At 65.8% G+C, this 25428-nt stretch carries 22 protein-coding genes; 8 read left to right on the top strand and 14 right to left on the bottom strand.

The genetic code is table 11. The features are described 5' to 3' along the window. Position 1: 1 nt before the first annotated feature. The 4 genes from KGR00_RS08910 to KGR00_RS08895 all read right to left on the bottom strand — a co-directional run bounded on the left by KGR00_RS08910 (position 2) and on the right by KGR00_RS08895 (position 3441). Positions 2 to 652 (bottom strand): hypothetical protein, encoded by a 651-nt coding sequence (locus tag KGR00_RS08910; protein ID WP_224417082.1) that lies wholly within the window; start codon positions 650 to 652, stop codon positions 2 to 4. A gap of 180 nt (positions 653 to 832) precedes the next feature. Then, positions 833 to 1846, bottom strand: coding sequence for an alpha/beta hydrolase (locus KGR00_RS08905; protein WP_224417083.1), 1014 nt, complete (start codon positions 1844 to 1846; stop codon positions 833 to 835). 90 nt (positions 1847 to 1936) lie between these two features. Beyond that, on the bottom strand, positions 1937 to 2638 hold the full coding sequence (locus tag KGR00_RS08900) for a pseudouridine synthase (RefSeq protein ID WP_224417084.1): 702 nt from the start codon (positions 2636 to 2638) through the stop codon (positions 1937 to 1939). Next, positions 2638 to 3441, bottom strand: coding sequence for an amidohydrolase (locus KGR00_RS08895; protein WP_224417085.1), 804 nt, complete (start codon positions 3439 to 3441; stop codon positions 2638 to 2640). The genes KGR00_RS08900 and KGR00_RS08895 overlap by 1 nt, the downstream gene beginning before the upstream one ends. Positions 3442 to 3606: 165 nt before the next feature. On the opposite strand from KGR00_RS08895, the gene rarD reads away from it, so the two are divergent. After that, a complete protein-coding gene (rarD, locus tag KGR00_RS08890; RefSeq protein ID WP_224417086.1) occupies positions 3607 to 4515 on the top strand; it encodes an EamA family transporter RarD in 909 nt (302 codons plus the stop codon). Positions 4516 to 4526: 11 nt separating this feature from the next. Here rarD and KGR00_RS08885 read toward each other — a convergent pair whose 3' ends face one another. The 3 genes from KGR00_RS08885 to KGR00_RS08875 form a co-directional block, all read right to left on the bottom strand. Further along, positions 4527 to 5591: a hypothetical protein gene (locus KGR00_RS08885; RefSeq protein ID WP_224417087.1), complete on the bottom strand. Its 1065-nt coding sequence runs from the start codon at positions 5589 to 5591 to the stop codon at positions 4527 to 4529. Positions 5592 to 5872: 281 nt separating this feature from the next. Beyond that, positions 5873 to 7372 (bottom strand): CoA-acylating methylmalonate-semialdehyde dehydrogenase, encoded by a 1500-nt coding sequence (locus KGR00_RS08880; protein ID WP_129139911.1) that lies wholly within the window; start codon positions 7370 to 7372, stop codon positions 5873 to 5875. 39 nt (positions 7373 to 7411) lie between these two features. Further along, positions 7412 to 8692, bottom strand: a complete 1281-nt coding sequence (locus tag KGR00_RS08875) for an aspartate aminotransferase family protein (RefSeq protein WP_224419792.1) — start codon at positions 8690 to 8692, stop codon at positions 7412 to 7414. Positions 8693 to 9070: 378 nt separating this feature from the next. On the opposite strand from KGR00_RS08875, the gene sulP reads away from it, so the two are divergent. Then, the gene (gene sulP, locus KGR00_RS08870) at positions 9071 to 10813 is read left to right on the top strand and encodes a sulfate permease (protein WP_224417088.1); all 1743 of its coding nucleotides are present in this window, start codon (positions 9071 to 9073) and stop codon (positions 10811 to 10813) included. A gap of 10 nt (positions 10814 to 10823) precedes the next feature. Here sulP and KGR00_RS08865 read toward each other — a convergent pair whose 3' ends face one another. The 6 genes from KGR00_RS08865 to KGR00_RS08840 form a co-directional block, all read right to left on the bottom strand. Then, entirely contained in the window at positions 10824 to 11948 is a 1125-nt protein-coding gene (locus KGR00_RS08865; RefSeq protein WP_224417089.1) for an ABC transporter ATP-binding protein, read from the bottom strand. A 22-nt stretch (positions 11949 to 11970) separates the two neighbouring features. Further along, positions 11971 to 12849 carry a carbohydrate ABC transporter permease gene (locus KGR00_RS08860; RefSeq protein ID WP_129139915.1) on the bottom strand — a complete coding sequence of 293 codons (879 nt, stop codon included), beginning with the start codon at positions 12847 to 12849 and terminating at the stop codon, positions 11971 to 11973. Continuing rightward, the gene (locus tag KGR00_RS08855) at positions 12842 to 13771 is read right to left on the bottom strand and encodes a sugar ABC transporter permease (RefSeq protein ID WP_129139916.1); all 930 of its coding nucleotides are present in this window, start codon (positions 13769 to 13771) and stop codon (positions 12842 to 12844) included. Before KGR00_RS08855 ends, KGR00_RS08860 begins: the two co-directional genes overlap by 8 nt. A 112-nt stretch (positions 13772 to 13883) precedes the next feature. Beyond that, on the bottom strand, positions 13884 to 15137 hold the full coding sequence (locus KGR00_RS08850; protein ID WP_129139917.1) for an ABC transporter substrate-binding protein: 1254 nt from the start codon (positions 15135 to 15137) through the stop codon (positions 13884 to 13886). Between the two features lie 320 nt (positions 15138 to 15457). Continuing rightward, positions 15458 to 16933, bottom strand: a complete 1476-nt coding sequence (locus KGR00_RS08845; RefSeq protein WP_224417090.1) for an ATP-binding protein — start codon at positions 16931 to 16933, stop codon at positions 15458 to 15460. Next, a complete protein-coding gene (locus tag KGR00_RS08840; RefSeq protein WP_224417091.1) occupies positions 16930 to 17643 on the bottom strand; it encodes a response regulator in 714 nt (237 codons plus the stop codon). The genes KGR00_RS08845 and KGR00_RS08840 overlap by 4 nt, the downstream gene beginning before the upstream one ends. Positions 17644 to 17887: 244 nt before the next feature. Here KGR00_RS08840 and KGR00_RS08835 point away from each other — a divergent pair, with 244 nt between their 5' ends. After that, positions 17888 to 18442, top strand: coding sequence for a sigma-70 family RNA polymerase sigma factor (locus KGR00_RS08835; RefSeq protein ID WP_129139920.1), 555 nt, complete (start codon positions 17888 to 17890; stop codon positions 18440 to 18442). After that, a complete protein-coding gene (locus KGR00_RS08830; RefSeq protein ID WP_224417092.1) occupies positions 18421 to 19131 on the top strand; it encodes an anti-sigma factor in 711 nt (236 codons plus the stop codon). The genes KGR00_RS08835 and KGR00_RS08830 overlap by 22 nt, the downstream gene beginning before the upstream one ends. A 6-nt stretch (positions 19132 to 19137) precedes the next feature. Here KGR00_RS08830 and lhgO read toward each other — a convergent pair whose 3' ends face one another. Next, on the bottom strand, positions 19138 to 20334 hold the full coding sequence (lhgO, locus tag KGR00_RS08825; protein ID WP_224417093.1) for an L-2-hydroxyglutarate oxidase: 1197 nt from the start codon (positions 20332 to 20334) through the stop codon (positions 19138 to 19140). 213 nt (positions 20335 to 20547) lie between these two features. On the opposite strand from lhgO, the gene KGR00_RS08820 reads away from it, so the two are divergent. From KGR00_RS08820 to KGR00_RS08805, 4 genes are all read left to right on the top strand, one after another. Then, a complete protein-coding gene (locus KGR00_RS08820) occupies positions 20548 to 21912 on the top strand; it encodes a nicotinate phosphoribosyltransferase (protein ID WP_224417094.1) in 1365 nt (454 codons plus the stop codon). A gap of 336 nt (positions 21913 to 22248) precedes the next feature. Continuing rightward, positions 22249 to 22950, top strand: a complete 702-nt coding sequence (locus tag KGR00_RS08815; RefSeq protein ID WP_224417095.1) for a hypothetical protein — start codon at positions 22249 to 22251, stop codon at positions 22948 to 22950. A 29-nt stretch (positions 22951 to 22979) separates the two neighbouring features. After that, positions 22980 to 24050 (top strand): glycosyltransferase, encoded by a 1071-nt coding sequence (locus KGR00_RS08810; protein WP_224417096.1) that lies wholly within the window; start codon positions 22980 to 22982, stop codon positions 24048 to 24050. Positions 24051 to 24086: 36 nt separating this feature from the next. Further along, positions 24087 to 25154, top strand: coding sequence for a glycosyltransferase (locus tag KGR00_RS08805; protein WP_224417097.1), 1068 nt, complete (start codon positions 24087 to 24089; stop codon positions 25152 to 25154). Positions 25155 to 25428 lie beyond the last annotated feature (274 nt).

The following is a 25428-nucleotide window of genomic DNA, read 5'->3' as shown; positions in this document are numbered from 1 at the left end:
TTCAGGCGGCCGCTTTCTCGATCGTCGGGTGATCCTTGTTCAACTGGGCACGCACCAGGGCGGCGACCAGCCGTGGAAAGGTTTCCGGCTCGACCCATTGCGACAGCGTCTCGACATCGTCGCCGAGCCCGAGACGTGCCGCCGACTTGAGGGCCATCTTGTCGGCGAACGGACGAAACTCGGGCCAGCAGACCTGCGCCTCGCGCAGGAAGATATCGGCACCGACACTGCCGATGCCCTTGAACGTCTTGAGTCGCTTGCGCGCCTTGTCGCGGTTGCCGTCCGCTTCCTCGCGAAGATAACGCAAGTCGCCGTGATAGTTTTCCTGCAGGTGGTAGGTCATCACCGCGAGCTGGCTGGCCGTCTTTTCGTCATAGCGCGCATAGCCGTGTTCGTTGAGTATCGTCACTCGCTCCTGCCAGCTCGAGTCGGCCATCTTGCGCGGCGTGGTCAGCCCCGCCTCACCCAGCGCACTGCAGGCCCGCATGGCCTGAGCGGCACCGACGGGGGCGCTGGTCAACAATGCCAGGCACAATACGCGAAACAACGGAGACGGGGTGTTACGCGGGATGTTCGCCCCCAGCTCTTCGGCGAACGTCTGCCCATGCCGATCCAGCAGCGTTTCGATGATACGTTGCTTTTTCGTCTTCATCGGACATTCCTTATCCTAAGTCTGGGTATACGGATTAAATGGTGGATGGAACTTTCCTGCATATCCACCTCTTGACCCTCTCGGAATGTTGCAGTCAATCATTTGGTCCGGATACCCGTATCGAGCGTATGGGCCTTGAACGCTGCATTGGAGACATCGCGCATGACGGAGAGGCTGGCTTTACACCTTGCGTTGAGGCAGATTGTCCGTGATGAAACGGGTCATCTCCTGCACAAGTTCGAGATCCTCGGGGGCTGTACCTCCGAACCCGCCATGCGGCATCGCCTCGAAGACGTGTAGCTCTGCCGGTACGCTCGCCCGTCGCAGCTTGCGGTGAAGGCGTACCGTATTGGAGAGAAAAAGGTCACGGGTTCCGCTCTGCAGGAACATTGGCGGCATGTCGGCCGTCATCTTACCGAACAGCGGTGAAACATAGGGATGTGTCAGATCCACGTCACCCGCATAGAGCAGGTTGCATGACATCAAGGAATTCGGCAGCACGACATCGATGGTCCGATTGGTCTGGAAGCTGTCACCCGATTCCGTCAAGTCGATTTCCGGGGATAGAAGGACAACGGCGGCCGGCAGAGGCAGTCCCTCGTCCCGCGCCCGCAGGATCATGGCCATCGCGAGATTGCCGCCGGCCGAGCGTCCGCAGAGGATGACATGATCGGCACCGTACGCTTCGATTGCATGCCTGTAGACTGCCATGCAATCGTCCAGAGCGTTCGGGTAGGGATGATCCGGGGGCATCCGGTAGTCAACACCGAAGCACACCATGCCATGCCGGCCCGCCTGCATCCGCGCACTTTGGCGGCAGGCTTCCCCACCACCAAAGACCAGCGCGCCGCCGTGGAAATCGATGCAGACACAGTCTTCGTGGCGAAGATCGTGCGGCGTCGCGATATGCACGGTTGCTGGGCCAATGTACTGAGTCTCGATCTCGGCTTCCAGCTCGCCCGCGAGCCCCCTGACCGCTTCCGCGTAGTGCGCGTCGGCGGCTTCCTGCATTTGTCTCCAGCCGTCATGATCTTCCGGGGCGGGGGACGGATAGAGCGCATTCAGTGGTGTGCCATCGTGGCGTACGGCGGCTTGCAGCATCCCCCGTGCGGCGGCGCTGATCGACGCGGGGACGGGGACCAGACGCTCGTGGATGCGGACGCCCTGCGCCTCCGTCTCTTGGGTTTCTGGCATATCTATCTTCCTGGCATTTCGCAGTTTTCAGGAAAACAGGTGGATCGGCTATCTATAATCGAATCATCGGAGATAACGGTATAATAGATTTCAAAAGGCTTCGATCTCGTCCAGCGTGAGATGCCGGCATTCGCCGGGCGCCAACCCGTCGTCCAGCGACAACGGGCCGATCGACTCACGGTGCAGGGTGCCGACCCGGTTGCCCACGGCGGCGATCATGCGTTTGACCTGATGATACTTGCCTTCGGTGATGACGATGCGCACCGCGGTCGGCGTCAGCCATTCCAGTGTCGCCGGTTGCGTCGGTTTCTTCTCGCCATCGAGCTGGATGCCCTCGGCAAATTGCCGCGATGCCCTTTCCCGGGCTGGCTCGTCGAAGGCATCGACGAGGTCGGCCAGATACACCTTGGCACAGGCCGCACGCGGTGAGGTGACGCGGTGCGACCATTGGCCATCGTCGCTGAGCAGTACCAGCCCGGTGGTATCCACGTCGAGGCGCCCGACCGGATGCAGGCGTTCCACCTTGGGCAGCTCGATCAGCTCGAGCACGGTCGGGTAAAGGCCTGACTGCGTCGTGCACTCGACCCCGGCCGGCTTGTGCATCATCAGGTAGCGGTGGCCGAACGACACCAGGCGTTCCTCGAGCCAGTGCACCTCGTCGTCGTCAGCGACATGGAACGAGGCGTCCTTGACGACCTGCCCGTCTACCGTGACCTCGCCACGATGCAGGGCTTTCTTGGCCTTGCTGCGGGTCAGGTCGGTCGATTCGCAGAGAAACTTGTCGAGGCGCATCAGGCGTTTACCTCGAAGCGGTCGGCATCCATCCACGCCGGAAACTTGTCGCGAAAGCGCGCAAGCGTCTCGTGGGAAATCGAGCCGGTACGAATGAAGGGTTCATCGCGCGGTTCATCGATCAGCGCCTCGCCCTTGAAATCGACGAGCATCGAGTCGCCGGCATAGTCCATCTGCTTGGCGTCCTGGCCGACACGATTGACACCGATGACGTAGCACAGATTCTCGATGGCCCTCGCCTGCAGCAAGGTCCGCCAGGGTTGACGCCGTGGCGCCGGCCAGTTGGCGACGCATAGCAGGGCGTCATACTCGAAATGCTCTCCCCCGCGGGGTTGCTGGCGAAGCCAGACCGGAAAGCGCAGGTCATAGCAGACCGTGAGCAGGATCCGGAACCCCTTGAGCTCGACGATGACCCGGTCGTTGCCCATAGCGTAGCGTTCGTGCTCGCCGGCCATGCGAAACAGGTGCCGCTTGTCGTAGTGGATCACGTCGCCGTCGGGGGTCGCCCAGACCAGCCGGTTGTAGTAATCGCCGTCTTCCTGGATCGCCACGCTGCCGGTCACCACGCAGCCCCGCTGCCGGGCCTGGGCGCGCAGCCAGGCGACACTGCGGCTGTCTGCCATCGGTTCGGCCATCTCCCGCGAATTCATGGTGAAACCGGTGGCGAACATCTCCGGCAGCACGATCAGGTCGGTCGTCGTACGGTCCAGACCGCCGAGCTGCTCGTCGAGCAGGCGACAGTTGGCATCGGGATCCTCCCAGCGCAGGTCCGGTTGAACCAGTGAGATACGCAGCTCGCTCATGGGGTGTCCTCAATGGTCGAGAAATGTGATCGAAGCCCTGCTTCCAGGGTAATGAAGTGCGCGCCTGCGTGCAGCCGGTCAAGGTGACCCATGCTAACATTAGCGCCGGCTTCAGCGCGGCGATTCGCAACGATCGTCCTCACTCACCAACGTGTCAGGACAACCATGACCCCGGCCACCCCACCCGACAAGGAAGCCTCCCGAGGCGTCGCCTTCGGCCTCTGTGCCTATCTCATGTGGGGCTGTTTCCCGCTGTTCTTCGCGCTCTTCGAGTCGACACCCGCCTGGGAAGTGCTGATTCACCGGGTACTCTGGTCCTGCGTCTTCCTGGCGGGACTGGTGACGTTGCTCAAGCGCTGGGGGCCGGTGCGGGGCGCGCTGGCCCGCCCCCGCCGCCTGGGGCGGGTGCTGGCCTGTGCCGTGCTCATCGGGGCCAACTGGGGGATCTACATCTACGCCGTGGAAAGCCGGCACGTCTTTCAGGCCAGTCTCGGCTACTTCCTGACCCCGCTGGTCAATGTCGCACTGGGCATGCTGATCCTCAAGGAGCGCATGTCGCGGCTTCAGGGGGTGGCGGTATTGCTGGCGGCGGCGGCCATTCTCGGCCAGTTGGTGATGCTCGGCGAATTACCCTGGATCACGCTGACGCTGGCGATCTCGTTCGGTACCTACGGGCTGCTACGCAAGCAGGTGCCGCTGGATGGCCTGTCGGGGCTTTTCGTGGAAACGCTGCTGCTGTTTCCCCTGGCCGTGCTGGCCCTCGCCGGTTTGAGTGTCGCCGACCAATCGCATTTCCTTCAGGGCGATACACGCGCGACCAACCTGCTGATCGCCAGTGGCGTGATCACCGCGCTCCCCCTGATGGCCTTCGCCGGTGCCGCCCGGCGGCTGCGTCTGGCGACCATCGGATTCCTGATGTACCTCAACCCGACCCTGCAATTCTTCATCGCCCTGCTGGTCTTCCACGAACCCCTGGACCCTGTGCAACTGGCGACCTTCGTGCTGATCTGGATCGGTCTGGCGCTGTATTCCTACTCGGCGTGGCAGGGCCGCTCACGAGCGCGGGCGGCCTGAGCGGCACGGTTTCAGCCGACCGGCTGACAGCGACCCACGGATTGTCGTGCCACACCGCCCTCCCCCTCTTGGCGTGGCGTGCCCAGACAGTCGACGATCGCCGCCAAGGCTCCCGTCGTGGGTATCTGGCACTGCAGCAGCGCGGCCCCCTCCTCGAGGCCCAGCGCCTCGCGGTGCATGGTCGCCGAGGGGTCCCGGCCGCGTTCCTCCCAGCCGTCCAGTGGAATGTCGCCGAGTTCGTCGAGCCGGGTCTCGGGAAGCAGCACGACGCAGCTCCGCACACCTTCGGTATTGAGGGCAAAGCGTCGTCCAGTGGTCGACGAGCGCCAGATCGACAACCGCAGGCGACTGATCGAACGCTCGTAGACCACCGCATCACTCGCCGCCAGCCACTCGGCCGCCAGGCGCCCGTTGATGCGCCGGTCCCGGGTCGCGGCGTTGACGTGGGGATACAGGAAACCGCTGCGCTGGACCATCCAGTCCAGGGCCTCGTCGAGCCCCACCCCGCTGTCCCGCTGATAATGCATTTCGCGGCGCGACAGCGCATTGCGCACCGTCGACAGCTTGAGTCCGCACAGTGCGGCGATCTCGGTGACGCTCAATCCATACGGCTCGCCATCGCCGACCACGATCGGCAACGCGGGAGTCAGCCCCACGTGTTTCTCGAGCCGGAGTCGCAGGCCGACCAGGCCCAGCAGATGCAGCAACCGGTCGGGCGGCGGTGTTTCCAGCGTCTCGGTCAGACTGCGGGCCATCATGACCAGGTACCAGAAATCACCCAGTGTCTCGGGGGCCAAGGTGACGCCACCGGACGGCGTTTCGGCCAGCGCCCAGGCCTGCAGGGCATGCATCGGTTCGCTCATGCGCATGGCCAGGGTGCTGGCCGATAGCGCCCTGGCTCGAACATCCTCGGAAGGCGCATCCCCCAGACTCAGGCGATGGAGCGGCGCCGCCAGTTCGCGGCAGGCAATCATCAGTTCTTCGGTCAACCGGTCCAGCGACAGTACTTCGCCTGCCGCTTCGCCCAGCAGGGATTCCTGCAACAGGCTAAGCGGGCTAGATATGCCCTTGATCATACTTGACTCCTGCGTACGAAACGGTCTCGCCGCGGCAACCGTGCAAGCCGTTCTTCTTCTTACGTGTTATGTCATCGACCCTTATCTCCTTTAACGGCCATCATGGGCGCTTCTTGAGCGATTTCACACGGAATGTGCCTTTTTCTTGCAGGAATGAACCAACGTTGCCAAACGATCATTAGGATTCTATCGTTTAGTGCGTTCAAGAAAATAAGATAACGGTATAAGTTCAGGGTCGAAAAAAACCCGCCCGACGCTGCCGGGCGGGTACTGGCTGATGATCACTGGCCGCCGGAGGGGAAATGGAACTCGGCGTGGGTCGTCTCGAAGGAGGACGGCCAGCGCTGGGAGATGGCCTTGCGGCGAGTGTAGAAACGCACCGCATCGGGCCCGTAGGCATGCAGATCGCCGAACAGCGAACGCTTCCAGCCACCGAAGCTGTGGTAAGCCACCGGGACCGGCAGCGGCACGTTGATGCCGACCATGCCCACCTCGATGCTGTCGGCGAAACGCCGCGCGGCCTCGCCGTCCCGCGTGAACAGGCAGGTGCCGTTGCCGTACTCGTGGGCGTTGATCAGCGCGATCGCCGCGTCCAGGGACTCGACCCGCACCACGCAGAGCACCGGGCCGAAGATCTCCTCGCGATAGATGCGCATCTCCGAGGTCACGGCATCGAACAGACAGCCCCCGACGAAGAAGCCGCCCTCGTGCCCCGCCACGCTCAGCCCGCGACCATCGGCCACCAGTTTGGCACCACTCTTGACGCCATCCTCGATATAGCCGAGCACTTTTTCACGCTGTTCGGCGGTGATCAGCGGGCCCATGTCGAGCCCCTTCTGGGTCCCGGGGCCGATCTTGAGCGCCGCGATCTTGGGCTCGAGGGAGGCGATCAACTGATCGGCGGTCTCGTCGCCGACACAGACGGCCACCGAGATCGCCATGCAGCGCTCGCCGCAACTACCGTAGGCCGCGCCCATCAGGGTGTTGGCGGCGTTCTCGATGTCGGCGTCGGGCAGCACCACGGCATGGTTCTTGGCCCCGCCCAGCGCCTGGACACGCTTGCCGTTGGCCGCCCCCCGGGTATAGATCGACTCCGCCACCGGCGTCGAGCCGACAAACGAGAGTGCCTTGACGTCGGGCGAGTCGATCAGCGCATCGACGGCCTCGCGGCTGCCGTGAACCACGTTGATCACGCCCTTGGGCAGGCCGGCTTCCTGCAACAGTTCGGCGATCGCCAGGGCGGAACCGGGGTCACGCTCGGAGGGCTTGAGCACGAAGGTGTTGCCGCAGGCGATCGCCATCGGATACATCCACAGCGGCACCATCGCCGGAAAATTGAACGGCGTGATACCGGCCACCACGCCCAGCGGCTGGAAATTCGACCAGGCATCGATGGATGGACCGACGTTGTGGGAATACTCGCCCTTGAGCAGCTCGGGCACCCCACAGGCATATTCGACGTTCTCGATGCCGCGGCGCAGCTCCCCCGCCGCATCTTCCAGCGTCTTGCCGTGCTCTTCGCTGACCAGATACGTCAGGCGCTCCGCGTTGTCCTCGAGCAGTTGCTTGAAGCGATACATGACCTGGGCACGCTTGGCCGGCGGCGTATCGCGCCAGGCGGGATACGCCGCCTTGGCCGCGGCCACGGCACGCTCGACGGTGGCGGCGTCCGCGCAGGCGACCTGCCGGATCACCTCGCCGGTCGAAGGGTTGGTGACATCCAGCGAGGCGCCGGTACCGTTGTGGGGCTCACCGTCGATCAGATGGGCGATGACCGTCATGGAAGATTCCTTGTCGAGTTGTCGTTGAGTGGAAAGGGATCAGTCGAGCGCGTCGAGCGCGGTGGCCACGGCATCGAACAGCCGCTCGAGCTCACTGTCGGTCGAGGCGAACGGCGGGCCGAACTGCAGGGTGTCGCCCCCGTAACGCACGTAGAAGCCCGCCTCCCACAGCGCCAGCGCCGCGTCACGCGGCCGGATGGTCGGGTCGTTGCCGCGCGGCGCCAGCTGGATGGCCCCGGCCAGGCCGTAGTTGCGGATGTCGACCACGTGGGAGCGCCCCTGCAGGGCATGCAGGCGTGTCTCGAAGGCCGGGGCGATCTCGCGCACCTGGGCCGGAAAGTCTTCGCGCTCGAAGAGGTCGAGGGCCGCCAGGCCGGCGGCACAGGCGACCGGATGTGCGCTGTAGGTATAGCCGTGGGGGAATTCGATGGCGTGGCGCGGCCCGCCCCCCTGCATGAAGGTGTCGAAGATCTCGTTCGAGGCGATCACCGCGCCCATCGGCACGGCGCCGTTGGTCACCTGCTTGGCGACGTTCATGATGTCCGGCGTGACGCCAAAGGCCGCCGCGCCGGTCGCCGCGCCGCAGCGACCGAAGGCGGTGATCACCTCGTCGAAGATCAGCAGGATGTCGTGCTGATCGCAGATCGCCCGCAGGCGCTCCAGGTAGCCCTTGGGCGGCACGATCACCCCGGCCGAGCCGGACATCGGCTCGACGATGACGGCGGCGATGTTCGAGGCATCGTTGAGCGCGATGTGGTCGAGCAGCGCATCGGCGAGTTCGGCGCCGCTGTCGGCCTGGCCGCGCGTGAAGGCATGGCCGGGTTGCAGGGTGTGCGGCAGATGGCCGACCTCGAGCAATTGCCCGTAGTGCTTGCGATTGCCGACGATCCCGCCGGCACTGGTACCGCCGACGTTGACGCCGTGATAGCCCTTGGCGCGCCCGATCAGGCGCGTCTTCTCGGGCTTGCCCTTGAGCCGCCAGTAGGCCCGCGCCATCTTGAGCGCGGTATCGGCGCTCTCCGAGCCGGAATTGGTGAAGAAGACGTGATCGAGCCCCGTCGGCGTCAGCGCGGCAATCCGTTCGGCGAGCTCGAAGGCCAGCGGATGACCGACCTGAAAGCCCGGCGCGTAGTCCAGGCTGCCCAGTTGGCGCGCCACGGCCTGCTGGATGGCGTCCCGATTGTGGCCCGCGCCGCAGCACCAGAGACCGGACAACGAATCGAACAACCGCCGCCCCTCCCGGTCGATCAGATAGCGCCCCTCGGCGCCGACCACCATGCGCGGATTGTCGCGGAAGTCGCGATTGGCGGTGAACGGCATCCAGTAGGCCGAGCCGGCCGACAGGGCATCGTCGTGGGCGGGTGGCCGCGAGGCCTGGGTGTCGAGACTTGGCATGGCGGGAATCCTGTGGTTGTGATCTTGCCCGATGGTCAGGCTCAGCATGGCCCACGGCTCCGCGTATGAATACCAGGAAGTATCAACCTTCACGTCAGGCTTTCTTCACGTATTGCACGAACCGCTGCGGGCATCACCCTCCCAATACCCCGCTACCGCCCGGGTGGCACACCCGACGAGCGCCGCCACCTGACTTCGCCGGGATGAGTCCGGGCCGCACCTTGCACCCACGCGGGCGACCCCTCATCATTTCCGCAAATCCGCCATGCCGGGCCTCTCGGCAGTTTCCAGACATCCTAGCTCATGCTCAAACGCTACCTGCCCCTGCTCAGCTGGCTTCCCGATTACCGGCGCGAGACATTCGGCCACGACCTGATCGCCGGGTTGATCGTCACCGTGATGGTCATCCCGCAATCGCTGGCCTATGCCCTGCTGGCCGGACTGCCGGCGGTGATGGGGCTGTATGCCAGCATCCTGCCGGCGATCGTCTACATGGTCTTCGGCTCCAGCCGGACCCTGGCCGTGGGACCGGTCGCCATCATCGCCCTGATGACCGCCGCCGCCCTGGCGAACGTCGCCCCACCGGGGTCACCCGATTATGTCCAGGCCGCGCTGGTCCTGTCGCTGCTGTCGGGGCTGATGCTCACCGCCATGGGCCTGTTGCGGCTGGGATTCTTCGCCAACTTCCTCAGCCATCCGGTGATCTCGGGCTTCCTGTCCGCCTCGGGCATCCTGATCGCCGCCAGCCAGGCGGCCCACCTGCTGGGCGTGTCGGCCTCCGGCTTCACCCTCCCCGACCTGCTGGGCAGTCTGTTCGGCGACCTCGCCTCGCTGAACCTGCCGACACTGGCGATCGGCCTCGCCACCCTGGTCTTTCTGGTCGCGGTGCGTCGTCACGGGCGAGGGCTGCTCACGCGGCTGGGTCTGCCGAGCAAGCTGGCCGACCTGCTGGCCAAGGCCGGCCCGGTGTTCGCCGTGGTACTGACCACCTGGGTCACCTGGCGGTTCGCCCTGGACGAGGCCGGAGTGGCCGTGGTCGGCGCGGTCCCCAGCGGCCTGCCGCCGCTGACCCTGCCCGGCTTCGATACCGACCTGTGGCATCGCCTGCTGGTGCCGGCGCTGCTGATCAGCGTGGTGGGGTTCGTGGAATCGGTGTCGATGGGACAGATGCTGGCCGCCAAGCGGCGCGAGCGGATCTCCCCGGATCAGGAACTGATCGGACTGGGAACGTCCAATCTGGCAGCGGCCTTTTCGGGCGGCATGCCGGTCACCGGCGGCCTGTCGCGGACGGTGATCAACTTCGATGCCGGCGCCCGCACCCCCGCCGCGGGACTGATCGCGGCACTCGGCATCGCCACGATCACACTGTTCTTCACGCCGCTGATTCACTACCTGCCGATCGCCACCCTGGCGGCGACCATCACCGTATCGATCCTCACGCTGGTCGACGTCAAGGCGATGCGCCGGACCTGGCGCTATTCGCGCAGCGATTTCGCCGGCTTGCTGGCCACGCTGGCCGTCACCCTGCTCGAAGGCGTCGAGGCGGGCATCATCGCCGGCGTGGCGCTGTCGGTCGGCTTGTTCCTGTACCGCACCAGCCGCCCGCACAGCGCGCTGGTGGGCCGGGTGCCAGGCACCGAGCATTTCCGCAACGTTGCCCGCCACAACGTGGAGAGTCACGCCCGGGTGGCGCTGCTGCGCATCGACGAGAGCCTGTATTTTGCCAACGCCCGCTATCTCGAGGACACCCTCTACTCGCTGGTCGCCCGGCGTCCCGAACTCACCGACGTGGTGCTCATCTGCTCGGCGGTCAACCTGATCGACGCCTCGGCGCTGGAGAGCCTCGAGGCGATCAACGCCCGCCTCAAGGATTCCGGGGTGACCCTGCATCTGGCCGAGGTCAAGGGGCCGGTCATGGATCGTCTCAAGCACAGCGATCTGCTCGACGACCTGACCGGCCGGGTCTTCCTGAGCACCTATGGCGCCTGGAGCGAGTTGCGCCCGCGCCACGTGGAGACCAGGGAGTCGATCCAGCCGCTGGATTGACCCCTGAGGCTCAGGCCAGGCGGCGCTCGCTATCTTCCTCGAACAACACCGCGCGACTCATGTCGATCCGCAGCGCCACCCGCTCGCCGGCCACCAGCCGGCTCTTCGGGCCGAGTCGCACGGTCGCCTCGGTCTCGCCCAGGCTGACCTGCAGCAGGGTATCGGCACCGGTGGGCTCGACCACGGTGGTCGTGGCTTCGAACAGGGTCCCCTCGGCCTGGTCGCCAAGCCGGACATCCTCTTCGCTGAAATGCTCGGGGCGCAGGCCCAGGATCACCGTCTCGCCCACGCAGCGCGCCATCTCCGGCGTTTCCCGCTCACCCGGCCAGGGCAGCGTCAACGCCCCCTGCCCCGCTTGGGTATCGATGCGCAACCGGTAGTCGCCCGGGTTGCCCTCCAGCGCGGCGTGGATGAAGTTCATCGACGGCGAGCCCATGAATCCGGCGACGAACATGTCGGCGGGATCGTTGTAGACCTCGTCGGGCGTGCCCAGTTGAAGGATGCGGCCATCACGCATCACCGCGATGCGATCGGCCAGGGTCATCGCCTCGATCTGGTCGTGGGTGACGTAGACGATCGTGGTTCCCAGGCGCTGGTGGAGCTTCTTGATCTCGGTGCGCATCTCGACGCGCAGCTTGGCATCGAGGTTGGAAAGCGGCTCGTCGAACAGGTAGATCTGCGGCTCGCGGGCCAGTGCGCGGCCCATGGCGACACGCTGACGCTGGCCGCCGGAGAGCTGCGACGGCTTGCGATCGAGCAACGCCGAGATCTGCAGCAGGTCGGCGACCCGTTCCACCGCCCGTTCACGGTCGGCCTTGGGGACCTTGCGCATCTCCAGACCGAAGGCGATGTTCTGGCGCACCGTCATGCTCGGGTACAGCGCGTAGGACTGGAAGACCATGGCGATGTCGCGTTCGGCCGGGGTGTGCCAGGTGACCTCCTCGCCGCCGATCAGGATCTCCCCCGCGGTGACCGGTTCGAGGCCGGCGATGGCGTTCATCAGCGTCGACTTGCCACAGCCCGAGGGCCCGACGAGGATCAGGAACTCCCCCGAATCGATCGCCAGCGAGATGTCCTTGAGCACGTCGGTGCTGCCGAACGTCTTGTAGAGATTGCGTATTGCCAGTGCGGACATGAAAAACCTCCGAATCCTCGATTCAACCCTTGACGGATCCCGCGGTCAGCCCGCGAACGAAATACTTGCCGGCCAGTACATAGACCACCAGCGTGGGTAGCGCCGCGATCATCGCCGCCGCCATGTCGACGTTGTACTCCTTCACCCCGGTCGAGGTGTTGACCAGGTTGTTGAGCGCCACCGTCACCGGCTGGGAATCGAACCCGGCGAAGGCCACCCCGAACAGGAAGTCGTTCCAGATCTGGGTGAACTGCCAGATCACCGAGACGGTGATGATCGGTCCCGACACCGGCAGCAGGATGCGCCAGAAGATGCGGAAGAAACCGGCACCGTCGAGCTTGGCCGCGGCGATCATCTCGTCGGGCACCGAGACGTAGTAATTGCGGAAGAACAGCGTGGTGAAGGCGATGCCATAGACCACGTGGACCAGCACCAGCCCGCTGACCGAACTCGCCAGCCCCAGCCAGCCCAGGGTCCGAGCCATCGGCATCAGCACCACCTGGAACGGCACGAAACAGCCGAACAGCAGCATCGCGAAGACCAGTTCGGAACCGCGAAAGCGCCACTTGGTCAGCGCATAGCCGTTGATCGCGCCGATCAGCGTGGAGATCGCCACCGCCGGCACGACGATGCGGATCGAATTGACGAAGTAGCCGGACAGCCCCTCGCAGCGCATGCCCGTGCAGGCCTCGCTCCAGGCCTTGATCCAGGGCTCGAAGGTGATCTCCTGCGGCAGGGTGAGCAGCCCGCCGGCACGGATCTCGTCGAGCGGCTTCAGCGAGGTCAGGATCATCACCACCAGCGGCATCAGGTAGACCAGCGCCGCGACGATCAGCAACGCGTAGAGACCGGCGCGCAGCAGCCGGGCGCCGGGCGTTCGACGACGTATCATGTCAGCCATGCTTGCGCCCCCGCAGTTCGGAATACAGGTAGGGAATCAGGATCGCCAGCACCCCGCAGAGCATCATGATCGCGCTCGCCGAGCCCAGGCCGATCTGACCGCGTGTGAAGGTGTGGACATACATGTAGGTCGCCGGCAGATCGGTGGCATACCCCGGCCCCCCGCCGGTCAGCGCCATCACCAGGTCGAAGCTCTTGATGGCGATGTGCGAGAGGATCATCACCGCGCTGAACACCACCGGGCGCAGGCACGGCAGCACGATGCGCCAGTAGATCCGCGGCAGGCTGGCGCCATCGAGCGCGGCGGCCTTGAACAGGCTGTCGTCGATGCTGCGCAGCCCCGCCAGGAACAGCGCCATGACGAAGCCCGAGGCCTGCCACACGGCGGCGATCACCAGGGTGTAGATCGCCATGTCGGGATCGACCAGCCAGCCGAAGTCGAAGCCCTCGAAGCCCCAGCCGCGCACCATCGCCTGGATGCCCAGGCCGGGGTTGAGCAGCCAGCGCCAGACGACGCCGGTGACGATCAGCGACAGCGCCATCGGATAGAGGTAAATGGTGCGCAGCGCGCCCTCCTGACGGATGCGCTGGTCGAGCAGGATCGCCAGCACCAGCCCCAGCACCAGGCAGATGACGACGAACAGCCCACCGAAGACCACCAGGTTGGTGGCGGCGACGTGCCAGCGCTCGTCGGCGAACAGCCGCGCGTACTGGGCAAAGCCGGCGAAGTCGTACTGCGGCAGCATGCGCGACTTGGTCAGCGAGAGGATGAACGTCCACAGCATGTAGCCGTAGACGAAGAACAGCGCCACGGCGAGCGACGGCGCCACCACCAGGCGTGGCAGCGCGCGCTCGAGAAAGCCGGACAGCGAACGCCGTCCCGCCTGCGCCCGCGCGCGTGGCAAGGAATGGGTCGGAGTCATGAACAGAACCTTGCTGAGAGGATACCTACCAGGACCGCCATCGGCCGTCCTGTAAACACCCTCTGGATGGGCGTGGGAAGCCGGGGCCGACAAGGCCGGCCCCGGCGCGACATCAGCTGGCCGCGCGCACCGCGCTGGCCAGGCGTTCCGCCGCGGTTTCCGCGCTCATGTCGGGATCGTTGAAGAAATTGGTGATCACGTCAAACACCGCCCCCTGGACGCTCGCCGAGACGGCCATGCCGTGCGCCAGACTGGGCACCAGCCCACCGCCGTCCTGGGCGGCGAGGAAGGCCTCGTGGGACGCCTTGGCGCAGGGGTCGAAATCATCCAGGGGCACGTCCATGCGCACCGGGATCGAGCCCTTGGCCTTGTTGAAGGTCGCCTGGAAGTCCTTGGAGAGGATCAGGCTGGCCAGATCCATCTGCGCCTGATGCTGGCCCTCGTCGTCGACCTGGAACATCGCGAAGCTGTCGACGTTGTAGGAGAACATGTGCTCGGTCATGGGGGCGGCCTCGCACAGATAATCCTTGCCCGGCTCGAGACCGGCAGCGGTGAACTCGCCCTTGGCCCAGTCGCCCATGATCTGCATCGCCGCCTTGCCGCTGATCACCATCGAGGTGGCGATGTTCCAGTCACGCCCGGCGATGTCCGGGTCCATGGTGCCGCGCAGCTTCTTGAAGGTCTTCAGCGACTCGACCATGGTGTCGCTGGTCAGCGCCTCGGGATCGAGATCAACGAAGGCCTTGCGATAGAAATCGGCGCCCCCGGTCCCCATCAGCACCACCTCGAAGACGGTGGCGTCCTGCCAGGGCTGACCGCCATGCGCCAGCGGGATGAATCCCGCCTCACGGATCTTCTTGGCGTCGGCGAAGAACTCGTCCCAGGTCTTGGGCAGGGTGTCGATACCCGACTTCTCGAGCACCTCGGTGTTGGCCCACAGCCAGTTGATGCGGTGAATGTTGACGGGTACCGCCGCGAAGTGACCATCGACCTTGTCGTCGGCGGCCAGGCGCTCCGGCAGGAACGCATTCCAGTTCTCCTTCTCGGCGACTTCGTCGATGTTGCCGAGGAAACCCATCTCGCCCCACTCCTGGATCAACGGCCCCTTGATCTGGGCCACCGCCGGCGGATTACCGGAGATCGCCCGCGACTTGAGAACCGTCATGGCACTGTCGCCACCCCCTCCGGCCACGGCGAAATCCTTCCAGGTATGGCCCTTGGCCTCGAGTTTCTGCTTGAGCATGTTGGCCGCCTTGGCCTCGCCACCCGAGGTCCACCAGTGCAGCACCTCGATTTCGGCGGCGTTGGCCTGTCCGACGGCGGCTGCCAGGGCGGCACCCACGGCAAGGGTATGAATCGGCTTCATGGCGTGTGACTCCTTCTGGTTATTGTGCTGACGCGGGGTCGGTCACGAGACGCACTCGTCTCGATCCTGGGAAACACGGGAAGTGGTACGGACGCTACGCGTCACGGAATCCCGATATTCGGCACGGATAGCGAGACGCCATGGCGGCGGGGAGGCACGGCGCATGATGGACGCCTGACTGGTGAGGCATTCGGTAAACGGCATGGCGTGGTCCTGCACTCTTGTCGTTATCACGTGCCGGATTCGGCATCATGTTAAGTACAGTAACGTACGCTCAGCGGTTTGCGAGTTACCGAGTCCTGCAAAGTCTTGCCGGTTTCTTACAGGCTCGTAATATTCCGCTCCGTCGCGCCCAGATTGCCGCCCAGCGCCAGGCTGAGCCGCACGGCAAGGCCCCCGCCCGGCGCCGCGCCGAGCTGGATATCGCCGCCATGAGCCCGGGCGATGTGGCGGGCGATCGCCAGCCCCAGGCCGCTGCCACCGGTGTGGCGACTGCGCGAGGGCTCGAGACGCACGAAGGGCTGGAAGACCCGCTCGCGTTGCGCCTCGGGGATGCCCGGGCCGTCGTCGCAAATGGTCACGACCAGCTGATTTGCGTGGCGTCGGCAGGCAATCTCGACGCGCTGGCCGTAGAAGATGGCGTTCTCGATCAGGTTGGCCAGACAGCGCTTGAGCGCCAGCGGCTTGGCAACGATCTCGCCGGCCCGACCGTCACGGCGAAGCGGCGTGTCGTAGACGGCCAGTTCGGCGACGAGATCCTCGAGTAGCGCATCCACGTCCACCGTCACGGCCTGCTCGTGCAGGTCGAGTCCCTTCACCGAGGCCAGCGCGCCCTTGACCAGTTGATCCATCTCGTCGAGGGCGCGCACGAACGCCTCGCGCTGGTCGACGTCGTCGAGCATCTCCGCACGCAGGCGCAGCCGGGTGATCGGCGTCTTGAGGTCGTGGGAGATCGCCGAGAACAAACGCTCGCGCTCGTCGACCTGATGGCGAATCCGCTCGCTCATGCGATTGAAGGCGATGGCGGTGTCCCGCAGCTCGCGGGGGCCACGCTCGGCCAGCGGCGGCGATTCCAGATCGTCGCCCAGGCGCCGCGCGGCACGCGCCAGCACCGACAGCGGCCGGGTCAGCCAGCGGATCCCCAGCAGCGACAGGCCGATGACCGTGATCAGCACCGCCAGCGAGACGAACAGCCGATCCCCCGAGAACCACGCCGGTTCGTCGAGCAGCCCGGCGATCGGCAGCGTGGTGGCCACGAACAGCCAGTGACGGCCCTCGAGCGGCATCTGTATTACCAGGATCGGCGTCGACAGCGGCGCCATCGCCAGGCTGCGATGGGCCCAGTGTGCCGGCAGTTCGTTGAGCGGTACCTCGTTGTTGAACACGCGCAGGTCGGCGGGCCGCGAGAAGCCGATGTGCAGTTCGAGCCGGCCCAGCTCGCGGGTCAGCCCGTCGCGCAGGTTGCGGGCGACCAGTTCCCGCGCCCGGCCGCCGTGCGTGCGCTCGATCGGGATACGGTGGTCGTTGACGCTGACGAAGAAGCGCGTGCCGCCCATGTCGCGCAGTTGATCGAGAACGATGTGCCGATACTCGTAGGGCAGCGAACGGAAGTAGCGCACCGTCGCCGCCAGACTCTCGGCGAGATTGCGCGACACGGTATCCAGTTGGGTCATGCGCTCGCGATCGGCCTGCCAGCTCCACAGGCCATAGCTCGTCACCTGGGCGCCCAAGACGCCGACCAGCATGAGCAGCACGAAGCGTCCGCGCAGGGTGCGCGGGCGAAACCAGTGCTTCACGTCACCGCATCGACCGGCGCGGCCAGCACGTAGCCGGCGCCACGCACGGTACGAATCAGCTGTGAATGCTGGGCATCCTCGCCCAGACGCTGGCGCAGGCGACACACGTGGACGTCGATCGAGCGGTCCAGCGGTGGCGCGCGACGGCCGCGACTCAGGTCGAACAACTGTTCCCGTGAAAGCACCTGCTCGGGATGGTCGAGGAAGACCCCCAGCAACAGGTAATCCGCGCCGGAAAGCGAACTGCGGTTGCCGTCACCGTCGATCAGCTCGCGGGTGATGCGGTCCAGCCGCCAGTGCCCGAAGCGCACCACCCGCGCCGACTCCGCGGTCGCCGGCCGGGCGCGGCGCAGCACCGCCTTGATCCGCGCCAGCAGTTCGCGGGGGTTGAACGGCTTGGCCAGGTAATCGTCGGCGCCCAGTTCCAGGCCGAGGATGCGGTCGGTCTCGTCGGCACTGGCGGTGAGCATGATGATCGGCACGTCGTCGTGGCGGCGCAGATCGCGACACAGCGAGAGCCCATCCTCGCCGGGCAGCATGATGTCGAGGATCACCAGATCCGGCGTCGCTTCCCGCATCAGGGCATGCAGGGCATCGCCGTCCTCGGCGAGTTGCGTCCGATAGCCGTGACGATCGAGGTACGTCTTGAGCAGTTCACGAATCTCGGCATCATCGTCGACCACGACCACCGTCGAAGGCTGCATCGTCATAGAGGGAGCGTTCCCGGGCCCCACCCGGCGAGGAGGCCGAGGGGGAGATCATCAGTAAAGTTCGAGAGATGATGCGTCGCCCGACCGGGAGCATCAAGCGCTCGGCGCCGTACCCGCGACCAAAGTGGTAAGCCTGACGCGCCCTTGGAGAGTGACGGCTTTACAGGAAGCACCGGGTAGCGAAGACTAGACCAAAACACCCTATGACGCGCCGCTCGACGTCGCCTTACGCCATGGGAACGGCATGCCTCACGAACCGCAGGAAGACCTGATCGACAACCTGGCCGCCTGCGCCAACGGCGAGGCCCGGGCTTTCGAACGCCTGTACCGGGCGACCAGCCCGCATCTCTATGCCCAGTTGCTGCGTATCGTCAGGGAGGAAGGCGCCGCCCAGGACTGCCTGCAGCAGGTCTACCTGCGTGTCTGGCAGACGGCGGGACGCTACGATGCCAACCTGGCCCGACCCATGACCTGGTTGAGCACCATCGCCCGCAACATCGGCATCGACTGGCTGCGGCGCCGTTATCGCCATGTCGAGGACGGCGACGAGGCGCTCGATCGGCTGGGCAGCGATCCCGACATGGCCGCCATCAGCGAGCTCGCCCAGCAGACCCGGCGCCTGCACGTCTGTCTCGAGGAACTGTCGCCGGATCAACGCCGGGTGCTCGAGAAGGCGTATTTCGAGGGGCTGACCCATGGCGAGCTGGCCGGCGCCCTGAGCCAGCCGCTGGGCACCGTCAAGAGCTGGATACGCCGCGGACTGGAGAGGTTGAAGGCATGCATGAGCCGTGGGATCTGAGCGATCCGCAAGAGCGCGACCTGGCCGCCGGCGAATACGTGCTGGGCACCCTGGACAGCCGCCAGCGCGCCAACTTCGAGGCCCTGCTGGCGGTGAGCCCCGACCTTCGGCGCCAGGTCGCCCGGTGGCGTGAGCACCTCCAGGTATTCAACGACCAGCTCGACCCCGTGCCGCCCCCCGAGACCCTGTGGCCACGCATCGCCCGCACGCTGGGGCTGAGCGGCACGCCCTGGCGTCGACGCCTGGGTGTCTGGCGCGGACTGACCGCCACTTTCGCACTGGCGGCGCTGATGCTCGCCGGCGCGCTCTACCTGCGCCCGGCCCCGGGCATGATCCCCGGCGATGCCGTCTTCGTGGTCCTCGACGACGATCAGGTACCGGGCTGGATCATCAGCGCCAGCGAAAGCGGCGAGCTGATGGTCCAGGCGGTCCAGCCGGCGATGCCCTCGGGCATGGCCGGTGAGCTGTGGCTGATGAAGGATGGCGAGCCCGTCTCGCTGGGCATGCTGCCGGACCGCGGCGAGGCGCGCATGGAGATGCCGCGGGAGTTGCGCTCGCTGATGCGCCACGTCGACCTGGCGGTGAGCATCGAGCCCGCCGGCGGCGCCCCGCAGGGCAAGCCCACCGGCCCGGTGATCGACCACGGTCGACTGATACCGATGCGCGGCGACGACAAGGTACGCCTGTAGCGGCGTTCAGCCACCCACCAGCGCCTTGACCTTGTCGACGATGTGCGCGCCGATGGGCAGTGCCGAGGTGGCCGCGGGGGACGGCGCATTGCAGACGTTCACCGTGCGGGTCGTGTTGACGAAGCGGAAGTCGTCGATCAACTTGCCGTCGTCGGAGACCGCCTGCGCGCGCACCCCGGCCGGATAGGGCTGAAGGTCGTCGAGGGTCAGGCTCGGACAGTACTTGCGCACCTCGCCCAGATAGCCCTTCTTGGACCACGAGTTCCTGAGCTCGGCCAGTCCCGGGCGCAGATTGGCCTTGAGTACCTTGAGCACCCCGCGGTTGGTCAGCATGGCGGCGCTGTCGGCCAGCGACACGTCGCGCTTGCGGTAGCCCTCGCGCTTGAACGCCAGCACCGCATTGGGGCCCACCGTGACGCTGCCGTCGATCATGCGGGTCAGGTGCACGCCGAGAAACGGCATCGACGGGTCGGGAATCGGGTAGATCAGATGATTGACGATGGTGTCGTGCTCGGCCGGCAGGCGATAGTATTCGCCGCGGAACGGGCAGATCGTGAAGCCCGGCTTGACGCCCAGCATGCTGACCACGCGATCGGCCATGAGCCCGGCGCAGGAGACGAGGTGGCTGGCGGTATAGGTGCCCTGAGTGGTGTCGACGACCACCTCCTCGCGACGCTCGCTGAGTCCCGTGACGCTGGTGGCGAAGCGAATCTCGCCGCCCTGGCGGACGAATTCGTCGCCCATCGCCGCCGCCACCCGGGCATAGTCGACGATGCCGCTGGAAGGCACGAAGATGCCCCCCACCCCGGTGATGTTGGGCTCGCGTTCGCGAAGCGCCTCGGCGGAGAGCCATTCACGCTGCAGGCCATTGGCCCCGATGCGCTCCCACAGCGAATGCATGCGCTGCATTTCCAGGTCGTTGGTGGCGACCAGGACCTTGCCGCAGATGTCGTAAGGGATGGCATGCTCGTCGCAGAACGCCTTGGTGGCGCGATTGCCCTCGCGGCAGAACGTCGCCTTGTGACTGCCGGGGGCGTAATAGACCCCGGCGTGAATGACGCCGCTGTTGTGGCCGCTCTGGTGACGCGCCGGCCCCTCCTCCTTCTCCAGGACCAGCATGCGCTTGCCGGGATACGCCCGCTTGAGCTGCATGGCGGTCGACAGTCCCAGAATACCGGCTCCAATGATGATGAAATCGTACACGTCTGCCCCTTGTCGGATGAGCGCCACCGGCTGTCGCGTTCGTCGTCGCGTACCGGGCCCCTCGCATGGGATACCGAAATTCGTCGGAGGCTTCAAGGCACTTGAAAAGCCGTATCATGGCAGCCACACCTGATTCAGGCTCCTTCGCGAATCGCTCCAGACGCTGCATGGACGCGCTGCGCGATGCCGGAACCACCATCAAGGAGTGAGAGGATGACGCACCAGGAACTGCCCAGCGACGACGACCTCAGTCTGCTGGTCGATCTCTACGAATTGACCATGCTCCAGGCGTACTGGGCCGAAGGCATGAACGAAACCGCCACGTTCAGCCTGTTCTTTCGCAAGCTGCCGGCCCATCGCAACTACATGCTCGCCTGTGGCCAGCAGCATGTCGCCCGCCTGATCACGCAGCTGCGCTTCGGTGAGCGCCAGATCGCCGCGCTGCGCGAGCTGGGCCTGTTCAAGGAGGCATTCCTGGAGTGGCTGGCGAATTTTCGCTTCACCGGCACCATCCATGCCGTTCAGGAAGGCACGCCGGTCTTTCCCCACGAGCCGTTGCTGGAAGTCGAGGCGCCGATCGCCGAAGCGCAGCTCATCGAAAGCCTGATCATGAACTACGTGCACCTGGAGACGGTGCTGGCCTCCAAGGCATCGCGGATCGTCAATGCCGCCGAGGGGCGAGACGTGGTCGATTTCGGCATGCGGCGCATGCACGGCATGGATGCCGCCATCCGCGGGGTACGCGCCTACCGCATGGCCGGGATCGCCGCCACCAGCAACGTGCTGGGCGCGGCGCGCCACGGCCTGCCGGCACGCGGCACCATGGCGCACAGCTTCGTGCAGGCCCACGCCAGCGAGGATGGCGCCCTGCAGGCCTTTGCCCGGGAATTCCCCGGCACGGTGCTGCTGGTCGACACCTACGACACGGTGAACGCGGTCAAGCGCCTGATCGGCTGGCTCGACGCCAACCCGCACCTCGAAATCAGCGCCATCCGCCTGGATTCCGGCGATCTCAGCGAACTCGCCAAGACCTGCCGCCACCTGCTCGATCACGCCGGCCATCCGGAGATCGCGATCACCGCCAGCGGTGGGCTCAACGAATACCGTATCCAGGACCTGATCGCCGACGAGGCGCCCATCGACAGTTTCGGTGTCGGCACCTCGCTGGGCGCTGCCAGCGACGCCCCCTGCCTGGAACTGGCCTACAAGCTCACCGAATACGCCGGCGAGCCGCGCCTCAAGCACTCGCCCGGCAAGCACTCCCTGCCCGGCCGCAAGCAGATCTATCGCCACGCCAACGACGACGGCACTTTCCAGCGCGACACCCTGACACTGCGCGAGGAATCCGCCCCGGGCGAGCCCCTGCTCGCGCCGATCGTCGTCGACGGCGCGTTTCAGAGCGCGCAGATGGCGTCGATCGACGAAGCGCGTCAGGCGAGCCTCGACGCCGTGTCACGGCTGCCCGAGGGGCTGCGGCGACTCGACGAGGCCGCGCCCTACCGGGTCGACATCAGCGAGCGCATTCACGAACGCCGTCGTCTGGCGGAATCGCGCCTGGGCCTGCCCACCGACGGCTGAGAACGCCTTTCACAACCGGTAGACGAAGTGGGCATCTCCGTCGGCAGGGCGTCGCGAGGGCGCTGTAAACCCCTCCCTGGGCGCTACCTTTGCTATCTGACCGCCATGGATGGCGGGAATGCCGGAATGGAAAGGAGCATTTTCCGGCCATGGCAAAGGACCCTCGCTTTACCCTGCCACCGGTGCCCATGATCCGAGAGTTTGGAAATACGTTCTAAGGGTCGCTCCCTGGCCAGCCACCGCACGAGAAGGCGCACCCGCGCCTTCTCCACAGCTTGACGTACCCGCCGCGTTTCACGAGCATTGACCCTCGCTTTTCAGGGACCCGCCCGATCGATGCCTCTTCACCGTCTCGCCATGGCCGGCCAATGGCACTGGTATCTGCTGCACGACCGTCGTCCGCTGGACCGACACCTGCGCCTGGAGCACCCGGAGGCCATGCAGCCGCTGGAGGATGTCGGAAGCAGTCGCTTCTACCTGGACGCGCACGGGACGCGGCTTTTCAAGATCGTCACGGACAAGTACGACTGGCGACAGCGCCCCATGAAATGGCTGTTGCGCGACCTGCTCGAGAAACGGCTCTCCGGGCGCTTCGCCGGTTACCGGGAGTACCGCAGCAACCGCATCATCCGCCGTGCCGGCCTGAAGGCGGTCGAATGCCATGCCTACGGCGTCGCCATCAACCCGTTCAATGCGCTGGGCTCGGTCTATGTGATGGACTATCGCCGCGATGCCGTCTCCGGCGAGCCGTTCTTCCTGGCCCAGGGGGAAAGCGGCCGCCTGGCATTGCTCAAGCGGATGTGCGACGAGGCACTGCAGTTGATCGAGCACGGCTACGCCCATCGCGACTTCCACTACGGCAACGTCATGGTCGATGGCGACGGCGGACTGATCTGGATCGACACCCATGTGCGCAAGCTGCCCGCCGACCCGCAACGGCGCCGGGCCTGCGTCGCCGCCATGCTCAGCCCCACCAAGTTGCAGGGCGAAGCGTACCGGCGCTGGGCCCTCGAGTATCTCGAGGCGCGTCTGGTCTAGGGCGCACCATCCACTGCCAGGAAACTCCCATGCAACACGCTTTGTTCATCACGGATCATCTCGGCGGCGGCGGCGCACCGCAGTCGATCCTCGCCCTGACCCGCGCGCTGACGCAGCAGGGCGTTGCCGTGACCCTGGTAGTATTGAGCGACAAGGTCTGGCACGCCGTCCCCGAGGGGGTCGCCGTCCACTGCCTGCCGCTGACGCCCCGCTGGCCCTGGGACCGCTGGCGCCGTTATCGGCTGCACGCCAGGCAGCTCGACGCTCTGGTGGAACGTCTCGACCTCGCCCGCGCCGACCTGGTGGTCGCCAATCTCTACTATTCGCATCAGGTCGTCGTGCGCTCCTCCCTGGCCGACCGGGCCTGGCTGTGCATTCGTTCGGACCGTGCCTCGCATCTGGCAGCCGGCGAGGACCGCAAGACACGCCGTCGGCGTCGCGACCTGGTCCGGCTCTATCGCCGGCGCCGCGTCATCGCCATTTCCCGGGGCCTGCTCGATTCGCTACGGCGGGCCGGTGTCGAGCCCGCCGAGACCCGGGTCATCCACAACGGAATCGATATCGAGACGATCCGTGCGCGGATGCGCGAAGCGGTCGATTACCGGGACTATCTGGTCTTCGTGGGGCGCCTGGTGCGCAAGTCGAAGCGCTATGACCGGCTACTGCGCGCCTACCGCGCCAGCGGGGTCACTCAACGCCTGTTGATGATCGGTGACGGCGACACGGCCGACGTCCGGCGCGAAATCGAGGCGTTGGGCCTCGAAGAGCGTGTCGTATTGCTGGGGCAACTCGACAACCCCTACCCCTACATGCATCATGCCCGCCTGCTGGTGCTGAGCTCCGACTACGAGGGCTTCGGCCGGGTGATCGCCGAGGCGCTGGCCTGCGATACGCCGGTAGTCAGTACCGATTGTCCGTCGGGGCCCCGGGAGATACTCACCGGCGAGCTGGCCAGGGGCCTGGTGCCGATGCACGACGAGGCCGCACTGGCTCGGGCGATCGGCGAGCTGGTGGCCGATCCGCCGCCGATCCACGAGGCCGACTATCGACGCTTCGACCCGGCGGCCATTGCCGAACAATACCGCGCCCTGCCCGGCTGAGGCGGTCATCCACTCCTTTCATCACGGCCCGATACCATGAGCAAACGTTTCGCCTTCGTGATCGAGGATCTCTACGGCGGCGGTGCCGAGAAGTCGCTGCTCTATACCGCCGATGGCCTGCGCCAGCGCGGCAACACGGTCGAGGTGTTCATCCTCCGGGACCGTATCGAGCACCGCGTGCCGCCGGGCCTGACGATCACCAATCTCCAAGCGGTCAACCGCTTCACCAAGCTGTTCTCGAACGCCTGGGTGGAACGCTGGCAGGCACGGCGCATCGCCAGGGCGCTGGACGCCTTCGCCCCGGACGTGATCATTTCCTGCTCCTGCGACAAGATCACCCGGCACCTGCGCTACCCGAACCTGCACTTCTGGATCAAGAGCGACATCTCGGCCAAGTTCAGCGACCCGGCCCTGCGCGCCAAGGCCTTCGCCAAGGTCCATCGCTTCTATACCGGCCGCAAGGTAATCGCCGTCTCACAGGGCGTCGAGCGCAACCTGCGCGAGGTCATCGGTCTCGAGCCGGCCGAGATACGCGCCATCTACAACCCCTACGAACGCGAGCCATTCCTGGCCATGGCCGAGGAGCCAGCGAACCTGCCGAACGGCGATTACCTGATCAACGTCGGCACCTACGAGCCCCGCAAGCGCCACGACCGGCTGCTGCGCGCCTACAAGGCCAGCGGCGTGACCACGCCCCTGGTGCTGCTGGGCAAGGGCAAGGGCGATCAGGAAGCGCGCCTGCGCGCCCTGATCGACGAGATGGACTTGAACGACCGGGTCATCCTGCCCGGCTACCAGACCAACCCCTACCCGTTCATTCGCCACGCCCGGGCGTTGATTCTCACCTCGGATGCCGAGGGGCTACCCCGGGCGCTGATCGAGGCCCTGCTGCTCGGCACACCGGTGGTCAGCGTCGACTGCCCCTCCGGGCCGCGGGAAATCCTCGGCGGCACGCTGGCGCCCTTCCTGGTGCCGATGGACGACGAACCGGCACTCGCCGACGCGATCGCGCGCATGGACGCCGACCCGATCCCGATCACCGAGGATCATTATCGGCCCTTCCTCAAGGACACCGTGTTACCGCAGTTCGAAGCGCTGGAATAAAACCCTCTAATTCCGGGTTCATCGCATTGTGCCGGGAAATCCGGCATGGATCCTCCTGAACACGCTCCCTCCCACAGCCACCTGCCAGTTGACTGGTCCTTGTGGGAGCGAGTTTATTCGCGATGGCGGCGGGCACTGTACCTTTCCCGGCCATGCCGGGCGCCTGCGGCGCCAATCGGGAACAAGTTCCCTCCCACAGGAGTCCCCATGCGCCAGTGCGCCATCCAGGCTGATTTTCGTGGGAGATAGTTTAGGCCCCATGGCGGTAACTTAA

The organism is Modicisalibacter sp. MOD 31.J (genome assembly GCF_020147985.1).
In the GTDB taxonomy this organism is placed as follows: domain Bacteria; phylum Pseudomonadota; class Gammaproteobacteria; order Pseudomonadales; family Halomonadaceae; genus Modicisalibacter; species Modicisalibacter coralii.
The sequence above is the reverse complement of the archived record's forward strand: the minus strand, read 5'-3'. Positions and strand labels throughout refer to the sequence as shown.

What these genes read in the sequence shown, in the direction of transcription:
- KGR00_RS08860 (WP_129139915.1), bottom strand. Translation starts at nt 12,849, where the DNA reads ATGGCTGACATGATACGTCGTCGAACGCCCGGCGCCCGGCTGCTGCGC.
- KGR00_RS08855 (WP_129139916.1), bottom strand. Translation starts at nt 13,771, where the DNA reads ATGACTCCGACCCATTCCTTGCCACGCGCGCGGGCGCAGGCGGGACGG.
- KGR00_RS08905 (WP_224417083.1), bottom strand. Translation starts at nt 1,846, where the DNA reads ATGCCAGAAACCCAAGAGACGGAGGCGCAGGGCGTCCGCATCCACGAG.
- sulP (WP_224417088.1), top strand. Translation starts at nt 9,071, where the DNA reads ATGCTCAAACGCTACCTGCCCCTGCTCAGCTGGCTTCCCGATTACCGG.
- KGR00_RS08815 (WP_224417095.1), top strand. Translation starts at nt 22,249, where the DNA reads ATGCCTCTTCACCGTCTCGCCATGGCCGGCCAATGGCACTGGTATCTG.
- KGR00_RS08885 (WP_224417087.1), bottom strand. Translation starts at nt 5,591, where the DNA reads ATGATCAAGGGCATATCTAGCCCGCTTAGCCTGTTGCAGGAATCCCTG.
- KGR00_RS08895 (WP_224417085.1), bottom strand. Translation starts at nt 3,441, where the DNA reads ATGAGCGAGCTGCGTATCTCACTGGTTCAACCGGACCTGCGCTGGGAG.
- KGR00_RS08865 (WP_224417089.1), bottom strand. Translation starts at nt 11,948, where the DNA reads ATGTCCGCACTGGCAATACGCAATCTCTACAAGACGTTCGGCAGCACC.
- KGR00_RS08830 (WP_224417092.1), top strand. Translation starts at nt 18,421, where the DNA reads ATGCATGAGCCGTGGGATCTGAGCGATCCGCAAGAGCGCGACCTGGCC.
- KGR00_RS08810 (WP_224417096.1), top strand. Translation starts at nt 22,980, where the DNA reads ATGCAACACGCTTTGTTCATCACGGATCATCTCGGCGGCGGCGGCGCA.
- KGR00_RS08875 (WP_224419792.1), bottom strand. Translation starts at nt 8,692, where the DNA reads ATGCCGTTCACCGCCAATCGCGACTTCCGCGACAATCCGCGCATGGTG.
- KGR00_RS08820 (WP_224417094.1), top strand. Translation starts at nt 20,548, where the DNA reads ATGACGCACCAGGAACTGCCCAGCGACGACGACCTCAGTCTGCTGGTC.
- KGR00_RS08805 (WP_224417097.1), top strand. Translation starts at nt 24,087, where the DNA reads ATGAGCAAACGTTTCGCCTTCGTGATCGAGGATCTCTACGGCGGCGGT.
- KGR00_RS08900 (WP_224417084.1), bottom strand. Translation starts at nt 2,638, where the DNA reads ATGCGCCTCGACAAGTTTCTCTGCGAATCGACCGACCTGACCCGCAGC.
- rarD (WP_224417086.1), top strand. Translation starts at nt 3,607, where the DNA reads ATGACCCCGGCCACCCCACCCGACAAGGAAGCCTCCCGAGGCGTCGCC.
- KGR00_RS08910 (WP_224417082.1), bottom strand. Translation starts at nt 652, where the DNA reads ATGAAGACGAAAAAGCAACGTATCATCGAAACGCTGCTGGATCGGCAT.
- KGR00_RS08835 (WP_129139920.1), top strand. Translation starts at nt 17,888, where the DNA reads ATGCCTCACGAACCGCAGGAAGACCTGATCGACAACCTGGCCGCCTGC.
- KGR00_RS08840 (WP_224417091.1), bottom strand. Translation starts at nt 17,643, where the DNA reads ATGACGATGCAGCCTTCGACGGTGGTCGTGGTCGACGATGATGCCGAG.
- KGR00_RS08850 (WP_129139917.1), bottom strand. Translation starts at nt 15,137, where the DNA reads ATGAAGCCGATTCATACCCTTGCCGTGGGTGCCGCCCTGGCAGCCGCC.
- KGR00_RS08880 (WP_129139911.1), bottom strand. Translation starts at nt 7,372, where the DNA reads ATGACGGTCATCGCCCATCTGATCGACGGTGAGCCCCACAACGGTACC.